Raw genomic sequence first — 8,963 nt, forward strand, 5'->3', positions numbered from 1 at the left:
TACCATTCGAACCCGCCGGGTTCTGTCCTATTTTTTCCTGGGGAGGGAGCTGATTGGACGAGAAGGATATGGGTACAGAGTGAGGGATCTGGCTTTAGCGGTTGGAGGGCTGAAGGCAATGGCAGCGGGAGAGCTCAGGTGAAAAAAAGTGGGGATCCCTCAGACCTTAGTTCTGCTTTATTCTTTCTTCGCTTTATATTTTCACAACAAAGCAACACTTTTAACAACAAGCAGTGTAATAATGATCGCCATCACAATTTAAACCAAAAAAATGCCCATACTTGTTAAATTAAAAAAAATCAAAAGATAGTCATTCATTAAAGGCGCATAAGCTTTAATAAACACCAAATAAAACAGGCATAAAAAAACAACAAATGCCGCGCAAACCCTGAAGATAAAAAATAAAAACGCTAAGCAATCATTAAAAGTGATTAATTATTAAAGACCAAGTAAATCATCTGCCATAAATACCATTAACACAGGGTAAAAACCGCTTTCTGCGATGTATTGAGTCAATGTGATCTAACTTCCAGTTCCATTATCACGCCGCGTTAGAATGAATTTGTACCCAATAATAAATCTGCACTTTTTATTTATCCCTTCCGATGAAAAGCCAAGCAGAGATATACGGAGAAAGAAAGATGAACAACTTCTATGTCGGCTCAGAAATTGGTCAATTACGTACAGTGATGTTACACCGTCCTGAGCGTGCTTTGACACACCTCACTCCCTCTAACTGTCACGACCTGCTTTTCGATGATGTACTTTCCGTTGAACGCGCAGGTGAAGAGCATGACAAGTTCGCACAAACGCTTCGAGACCAAGGTGTGGAAGTCTTATTGTTGCAAAACCTGCTGGCTGAAACGCTGGATGTCCCTGAAGCCAAAGCTTGGCTGATGAACCTAAAAATATCTGACTATACCTTTGGTCCGTCGTTTGCGAACGATATCCGCTGCTATTTAAATGATCTTCCTCATCATGAGTTAGCGTCGATGTTCTTAGGCGGGCTCGCCTACTCTGAACTTCCGCTGGCGACAACATCGATGTTGCAAGCGATGCATGCGCCTTCAGACTTTATTATCGATCCACTGCCTAATCACTTATTTACGCGAGATACCTCGTGCTGGTTATACGGCGGCGTGTCTATCAACCCAATGGCTAAACCGGCGCGTAAACGTGAAACCAACCATCTACGCGCCATTTATAGATGGCACCCACGTTTCGCCAATGGCGACTTTATTACCTACTTCGGTGGCGAGAACATTGATTATGATAATGCCACGATCGAAGGCGGCGATGTCACTGTCTTGGGTAAAGGGGTGGTCCTCATTGGGATGTCTGAACGCACCACGCCGCAAGGGGTAGAGAACCTCGCTTCCAGCTTATTCAAGCACGGACAAGCCAAGCAAGTGATTGCGATGGAGCTCCCTAAACACCGCTCATGCATGCACCTTGATACCGTAATGACTCATATGCGTGAAGATACCTTCTCGGTGTACCCAGAAGTGATTCGTAAAGACATCAAGTGCTGGAGTCTCACCGGTGATCGTACTGGCAAACTCAATGTTCGCGAAGAAGATTACTTCCTGACCGCAATTGAAAAAGGACTCGATGTAGGCCCACTGAATCTGATTACCACAGGGGGCGACAGCTTTGAAGCCGAGCGCGAGCAGTGGAACGACGCCAATAACGTCCTTACCGTCCGTCCAGGAGTTGTCGTCGGTTATGAGCGCAACACCTACACCAACGAAAAATACGATAAAGCGGGTATCACTGTCTTGTCTATTCCAGGTGACGAATTAGGTCGCGGCCGTGGTGGCGCGCGCTGCATGAGCTGTCCTATCCATCGTGATGGTATTTAAAACGCATTGGGCTGGGCCTGCTTGCGCTCAGCCCCATCGACTGTAGAGAGTATGATTATGAATAAACCCACTGTCGTGGTTGCATTAGGTGGCAACGCCCTCCTGCGTCGAGGCGAGCCTTTAGAAGCAGACATTCAACGTGCCAATATCGCCAAAGCGGCGAAAACCATCGCGGCGATTGGTGAGCAATACAACGTCGTTCTTGTGCATGGCAATGGCCCACAAGTCGGCCTATTAGCACTGCAAGGATTAGAGTATAAGTCGGTGACCCCTTATCCATTGGACGTGCTCGGCTCAGAAACCCAAGGCATGATTGGCTACATGCTCATGCAAGAGCTACATAACTTGGCACCAGATCAACATGTATCTTGCATGCTGACGCAAATGACGGTTGATCCCAAGGATCCCGCCTTTGCCAACCCGACCAAACCGATTGGCCCCGTGTATGATCAACAAGAGGCGAATCAGCTTGCTGACAAATATGGCTGGGATATCAAACCGGATGGTCAATATTTCCGTCGTGTCGTCCCTAGCCCACAACCCACCGGCATTATTGAAGATGATGCCATTGCCAGCTTGATCAAACAGGGACATTTAGTGATTTGCACCGGGGGCGGCGGTATTCCGGTAATTAAGGAAGGTGATCAACTCAAAGGCATTGAAGCGGTGATTGATAAAGACATGTCAGCCGCATTCTTAGCCCGCCAAATCAATGCTGACGCCTTACTCATTCTTACCGATGCGGAGGCTGTGTATTTGGACTATGGTCAACCCAATCAACGGGCAATCGCCGAGACAACGCCCGAGGATCTGAGCCAATACACCTTCGACGCAGGATCAATGGGGCCTAAAATTGATGCCTCCTGCGAATTTGTTCGCCAAGGTGGAAAACTGGTTGGCATCGGTGCTTTAGAAGATGGCCTAGCGATTCTAGCCGGTCAGGCGGGCACGCGTATTCGTCCACATTCAATGAATAAAAACACTATTTCTCACGGCCAACCTGCGCCTGCACAAGCCTGAGACCAATAACGAAGAGGATTTCCCATTATGGCTTTTAACCTACGCAACCGTAACTTCCTTAAACTGCTGGACTTCACACCCCGTGAGATCCAACACTTTATCGACATGGCTATTGAACTCAAAAAAGCTAAATACAATGGTTATGAAACACCGCGTCTGAAAGGTAAAAACATTGCGCTGATCTTCGAAAAGGCATCAACGCGCACCCGTTGTGCCTTTGAAACCGCTGCGTTCGACCAAGGCGGTCAAGTCAGCTACATCGGTCCAACCGGCTCTCAAATTGGTCATAAAGAATCGATGAAAGATACCGCTCGCGTACTCGGCCGCATGTATGACGGTATTGAATACCGTGGCTTTGGACAAGACATTGTCGAAGAGCTCGGTGAGTTTGCCGGGGTACCCGTATGGAATGGCCTGACCACCGAGTTTCACCCTACACAAATTTTAGCTGATTTAATGACCATGCTCGAACATGGCCGTGGTAAGCAGCTTCATGAAATGCGCTTTGCTTATCTAGGTGATGCCCGCAACAATATGGGAAATTCCCTGATGGTAGGTGCAGCAAAAATGGGGATGGATATTCGCTTGGTTGCACCAAAAGCATTCTGGCCGGAAGACGCATTGGTGACACAATGCCGTGAAATCGCAGAGCAAACCGGTGCCCGCATTACGCTCACCGAAGACGTGCAAGAGGGCGTTAAAGACTGTGATTTCTTGTATACCGACGTCTGGGTTTCCATGGGCGAGTCTAAAGAAGCGTGGGACGAGCGCGTTGCGATGATGAACCCTATCAAGTCAATATGGACGTGGTGAAAGCAACCGGTAACCCCCATGTGAAGTTCATGCACTGCCTGCCCGCGTTCCATAATAACGAAACCACCGTCGGCGCCGAAATAGAACAAAAATACGGCCTTAAAGGGCTAGAAGTCACCGAAGATGTGTTTGAGTCAGACTGCTCTATCGTTTTTGACGAAGCAGAGAACCGCTTGCACACCATCAAAGCGGTGATGGTCGCCACCCTCGGCGATTAATCTCCCCAAACAGGGCGTCAGCCGACGCCCTGTTTATTCCACTTGATACCACGCAGTGACACGCATCAAGGTTTCTCCTGAAAGCAACTGATAGCATATGCGAATAAATCACTAATTATCAGTTTTATTAACTAGTATGAAAGTGAAATGCCGTTAATTATAAGGGGTTACCCGTGGTTGATGATGCAATTCTATCGGTAACAGCCGCCACGCAAGAAGAGGATATTCTCTCTACATGCCGGCATCTGCTCCAAACCCAGAGTTTTACCACGCAAGACGCTGTGCGTCAGCAACTGGTTGAACTCGGCTACCTTGATGTCAGCCAGTCGACCGTCTCACGTTTGTTATCTAAGCTAGGGGTTGCCAAAGTCCCTAATGCGCACGGACAAAAAGTCTATACACTGAGTGGCGAGATGGAGCCTGTATATGCCATCTCTTCGATTGGGTCTCAAATTGACGAGATCAGCTGTAGCCAAGCCATGGTGGTGGTCAAAACCCATCCAGGCGGCGCGCAGTTGATTGCAAGATTGATCGATCTTCACCCGACACCCACATTAAATTTTAGGCACCGTTGGTGGCAACGACACCGTTTTAGTCGCCCCGCGGCACTTAAGCGATCTGAGTGCCTGCGAGCAAGCTGTCCGCGATCGTCTTGCCCCCACGTAAACGGCTTTACCTGACTGGATAACCGTTGCAGACTATAGGCGTCACGTTTAATAAAGGAATAGACAATGATCCAAGTACTGCAAACTGAGCAGGCGCCTGAAGCTATCGGCCCCTATTCACAAGGGGTTGATCTTGGCAATATGATCCTCACTTCCGGCCAGATCCCAGTAAACCCCGTGACTGGGCAAATTTCACCTGAAATTACTGCTCAAGCGCGCCAGTCGCTGGACAACGTAAAAGCGGTGGTCGAGGCGGCAGGGCTGAAAGTGAGCAATATCGCCAAACTCACTGTGTTTGTGAAAAACATGGAAGACTTTGCTGACATCAACAAGGTGTATGGTGCGTTTTTTGACGAGCACGGGGTCGAAAACTACCCGGCGCGCTCGTGTGTTGAGGTCGCGCGCCTCCCCAAAGATGTCGATATTGAAATTGAAGCGATTGCGGTGCGTAACGCGTAAAAAAATAAGCGGCGTCGACGACGCCGCTTGATTGTCACGATACCAGGCGCTCAGTTTATATCTGCGAAGCGGCCGGACACTCAACCATCGCATTAATCTGTGTTAACACCTGTTCAAACCACGCGGTAAATTGTTCAGGCGTATCTGCAACTGCCTGCTTGATCTCACTTTCCGACCACCAGCGGCAATCCTCTACCTCGTCCGGGTTTAAGATCATATCGACGCGATTCACCTCACAGGCAATCACTTGATCCAACTCGTGTTCAACCAGTCCATTACCTAACTCTGCGCGGTATTCAAACCAAGGCCCCATGGTAAAGTCGAGCGGACGAGCAATCCCTAATTCTTCATACAAGCGCCGTTTTGCCGCCGCGGCAACCGGTTCGTCCTTTTTGGGGTGTGAGCAACAGGTATTCGTCCATAATCCACCACTGTGGTATTTTTCTGCGGCTCGGCGTTGAAGTAGGTACTCACGTTCGCCGCTCGCGTTGCATCGAAATAACATGACAGAGAAGGCCATGTGCAGCCACCCTTGCTGATGCGCCTCCAACTTTTCAGCGATCCCTTGTGGCTCACCACTAGGTGAAACCAACACAACATGGTGGCGCTGGGTTGACGTCATAAGTGAATCCTCAATTAGCGGTCGCGTTGATTGCGTTCCGCAACTTCTGCATCAAGCTGTTCTAACTTACTTTTCATCACCTGGTGACAGTGCTTAGCAAGCGAACGAACATTGTCTTTATCGTAACCCTCAGAGGAAATAGGCGCCATCACCTCGACAATCACGTGACCATTATTCCAACGATTCGCTTTTAAGTGATGAGTAGAGCTGCACACTATCGGGATCACAGGCACATTTGCCCCGATAGCCGCATGAAAAGCGCCCGTTTTAAAGGGCAATAACCCACGTCCACGAGAGCGTGTTCCCTCTGGAAATAACCACACGCTCAATTGCTTGGCGCGGATCTTTTCCGTCACCTGAGCAATGGTGCTCATCGCTTTTCCACGGTTAGCGCGATCAATCAACACATTCCCCGTTAGCCAATAAAGCTGGCCAAAGATCGGGACCCACAATAAGCTTTTCTTACCCACAGTCACCGCCCCTGGCATGAGCGCGTTCGATGAGGTCACCAGATCCCAATTACTTTGGTGGTTGGCAATACAAACACTGGCTCCGGGCTCACGCGGTGCACCCTCGGCAAAACGCAGTTCAAGGCTAATCCCAAATAAACAAGAGAGGCGTCCAAACCACTTGCTGATATGGTAGCAATTACGAGGGTGACGGGGACGCAATAGGCAGTACAGCCCGCCAAAGACAAACAGCAAAACAGCGGCAATTAATAAAGCCAGCAGTCGCACGACAAAAATCATTTCTCTCTCCAAAGAGCCTGCGTAGAAGGCGAGTCAGTATACGGATTCAGCGCAAAAATGCACCCACGCCGCCCCTGATAGCAAGGGCAGGCGTGGTGTTTTATTGGCCGATGAGAATGTCTATCTCATCGACGCGCTGAAGGCCTCGAGGAAGCATGCTTCCTCGACGACCACGCTCGCCACGATAATGGGCCAAGTCGTCCGGCTTTAACGTTAATTTCCGTTTGCCAGCATGCAGAGTAATCCCCACATCGGCGGGCACAACATAGAGCTGACTTAACACCTCTTCACGCGATTTCGCGCGTGCGCCAGGGATATTAATGATTTTATTGCCTTTACCTTTACTCAACTGGGGCAGTTCATGTACCGGGAAAACTAACATTCGCCCCTCGTTGGAGATCGCAACGATCAAATCTGTTTCTAAGTGGCTAATTTGACGAGGTGGCATCACCTCAGCGTGCGCTGGAACCGTGAGTAAGGCTTTGCCGCTACGATTTTTTGACAGCATATCGGCTTGTTTGCAAACAAAGCCATAACCGGCATCTGAGGCCATCAGCAAAAACTGGCTTTCGTCAGCCATTAGCACGTGGCGAATCGATGAGCCTGGCGTGATATTAATCCGGCCTGTAATCGGCTCGCCTTGGCTTCGTGCTGACGGTAACGTGTGTGATTCAATCGCATAGCTGCGACCATCCGAGCCAACAAAAACAGCGGGTTGGTTACTCTTACCCGATGCCGAATCCAAAAATTGATCTCCGGCTTTGTAGTTAAGGCTGCTGGCATCAACATCATGGCCTTTAGCATGACGAATCCAGCCTTTATCGGACAACACCACAGTGATCGGCTCACTTGGAATAAGATCACGCTCTGTGAGGGCTTTCGCCTCGGCGCGTGCGACTAATGGTGAGCGTCGATCATCGCCATACTTTTCCGCATCCGCTAAAATTTCTTTTTTTATCAAGGTGTTCAACCGACGATCCGACCCCAATAAGGTCTCAAGTTTATTCCGCTCTTTGCTTAACTCATCCTGCTCACCACGGATTTTAATCTCTTCCAACTTAGCCAGCTGGCGCAACTTGATCTCGAGAATCGCTTCAGCCTGTTTCTCACTCAAACCAAACCGTTTAATCAACTCCGCCTTTGGCTCATCCTCACTGCGGATGATTTCAATCACTTCGTCGATATTAAGATACGCGGCAAGCAAGCCTTCCAAGATGTGTAAACGTGCCAGCACTTTTTCTAAACGATGCTCAAGGCGACGTCTTACTGTATTGCGCCGAAAGGTTAACCATTCAGAAAGAATACCGTGCAATCCTTTCACCTGAGGTCGCCCGTCCAGACCAATCATATTGAGGTTAACGCGATAGTTTTTCTCTAAATCGGTCGAGGCAAATAAATGATCCATCAGCTGATCACAATCGACACGATTAGAGCGTGGAACGATCACAATGCGGGTCGGATTTTCGTGATCCGACTCATCGCGCAGATCATCCACATTGGCAGCTTTTTCGCCCGCATCTGGTTGGCAATTTGCTCTAAAAGCTTTGCACCCGAGACCTGGTGTGGCAGCGCTGTGATCACAACTTCATTGTTTTCTTTATGCCATAGCGCACGCATTTTGATCGATCCGCGACCACTGGTGTAGAGCTTTTTCAGGTCAGATTTAGGCGTGATCACCTCAGCTTCTGTTGGATAGTCAGGCCCTTGAACATGGTCCAGTACGCCGTCTAAATCCATATTGGGCTTATCGATCATTGATGCGAGGGCATTGGCTAACTCACGGGCATTGTGCGGGGGGATATCGGTAGCCATCCCCACTGCAATCCCGGTAATACCATTTAATAAAATATGCGGTAAACGTGCGGGCAGGGTTTTAGGCTCTTTCATAGTGCCATCAAAATTGGGCCCCCATTCGACCGTGCCCTGCCCAAGCTCTTGCAACAACACTTCTGAGAAGCGAGATAGACGTGATTCGGTATACCGCATCGCAGCAAAGGATTTAGGGTCGTCCGGCGCGCCCCAATTGCCTTGGCCATCGACCAACGGGTAACGATAAGAAAACGGCTGTGCCATTAAAACCATGGCTTCATAGCAAGCCGAATCCCCGTGGGGATGATATTTACCGAGGACATCTCCCACGGTACGGGCCGATTTTTTATACTTTGCGGAGGCGGAAAGCCCCAGCTCAGACATCGCGTAAATAATCCGGCGCTGCACTGGCTTTAAGCCATCGCCGATAAACGGCAGTGCGCGATCCATGATGACGTACATCGAGTAATTGAGGTAAGCGTCCTCAGTGAACTGGCGAAGAGCAAGCTGCTCAACCCCATCATAAGTCACCTCTGTCATGCGAATAAGATCCCGTTATAGTTATTTAAATATCGATAAGTTCGGCCATATCGCCTTTTTGCTGCAGCCAATGCCGACGATCTTCCGCGCGCTTTTTACCCAGTAACATATCCATTAGCTGCTGCGTTTGCTCATCGTCATCGACAGTGAGCTGGACAAGACGGCGCGTGTTGGGGTCCATGGTCGTCTCGCGCAGCTGTAAGGGG

6 protein-coding genes and 3 pseudogenes are annotated in these 8,963 nt (G+C 49.3%); 5 read left to right on the forward strand and 4 right to left on the reverse strand.

Going from position 1 to position 8,963, the window contains the following annotated elements; translation table 11 throughout:
* The first annotated feature begins 641 nt into the window (after positions 1–641).
* The 5 genes and pseudogenes from arcA (at position 642) to DZ54_RS0114310 (ending at position 5,037) form a co-directional block, all read left to right on the forward strand.
* Positions 642–1,862: an arginine deiminase gene (gene arcA / locus DZ54_RS0114290; RefSeq protein WP_025674807.1), complete on the forward strand. Its 1,221-nt coding sequence runs from the start codon at positions 642–644 to the stop codon at positions 1,860–1,862.
* A 57-nt stretch (positions 1,863–1,919) separates the two neighbouring features.
* Positions 1,920–2,882, forward strand: coding sequence for a carbamate kinase (arcC, locus tag DZ54_RS0114295; protein WP_025674809.1), 963 nt, complete (start codon positions 1,920–1,922; stop codon positions 2,880–2,882).
* 27 nt (positions 2,883–2,909) lie between these two features.
* Positions 2,910–3,913, forward strand: a pseudogene (argF, locus tag DZ54_RS22055) (ornithine carbamoyltransferase).
* A gap of 173 nt (positions 3,914–4,086) precedes the next feature.
* Positions 4,087–4,579: pseudogene (locus tag DZ54_RS22060) on the forward strand (arginine repressor).
* 65 nt (positions 4,580–4,644) lie between these two features.
* A complete protein-coding gene (locus DZ54_RS0114310; RefSeq protein WP_025674811.1) occupies positions 4,645–5,037 on the forward strand; it encodes a RidA family protein in 393 nt (130 codons plus the stop codon).
* Between the two features lie 55 nt (positions 5,038–5,092).
* Here the strand turns inward: DZ54_RS0114310 and idi are convergent, their stop codons facing one another.
* From idi to DZ54_RS24315, 4 genes and pseudogenes are all read right to left on the reverse strand, one after another.
* On the reverse strand, positions 5,093–5,659 hold the full coding sequence (gene idi / locus DZ54_RS0114315; RefSeq protein ID WP_025674813.1) for an isopentenyl-diphosphate Delta-isomerase: 567 nt from the start codon (positions 5,657–5,659) through the stop codon (positions 5,093–5,095).
* A 14-nt stretch (positions 5,660–5,673) separates the two neighbouring features.
* Positions 5,674–6,408 carry a 1-acylglycerol-3-phosphate O-acyltransferase gene (locus tag DZ54_RS0114320; RefSeq protein ID WP_025674815.1) on the reverse strand — a complete coding sequence of 245 codons (735 nt, stop codon included), beginning with the start codon at positions 6,406–6,408 and terminating at the stop codon, positions 5,674–5,676.
* 100 nt (positions 6,409–6,508) lie between these two features.
* Positions 6,509–8,757: pseudogene (gene parC, locus DZ54_RS22065) on the reverse strand (DNA topoisomerase IV subunit A).
* 25 nt (positions 8,758–8,782) lie between these two features.
* Positions 8,783–8,963, reverse strand: a 181-nt coding sequence (locus DZ54_RS24315; RefSeq protein WP_164831605.1) for a hypothetical protein, incomplete at its 5' end; no start/stop codon positions are given.

Source organism: Salinivibrio socompensis S35 (assembly GCF_000513715.1).
GTDB classification, from domain to species: Bacteria; Pseudomonadota; Gammaproteobacteria; order Enterobacterales; family Vibrionaceae; genus Salinivibrio; species Salinivibrio socompensis.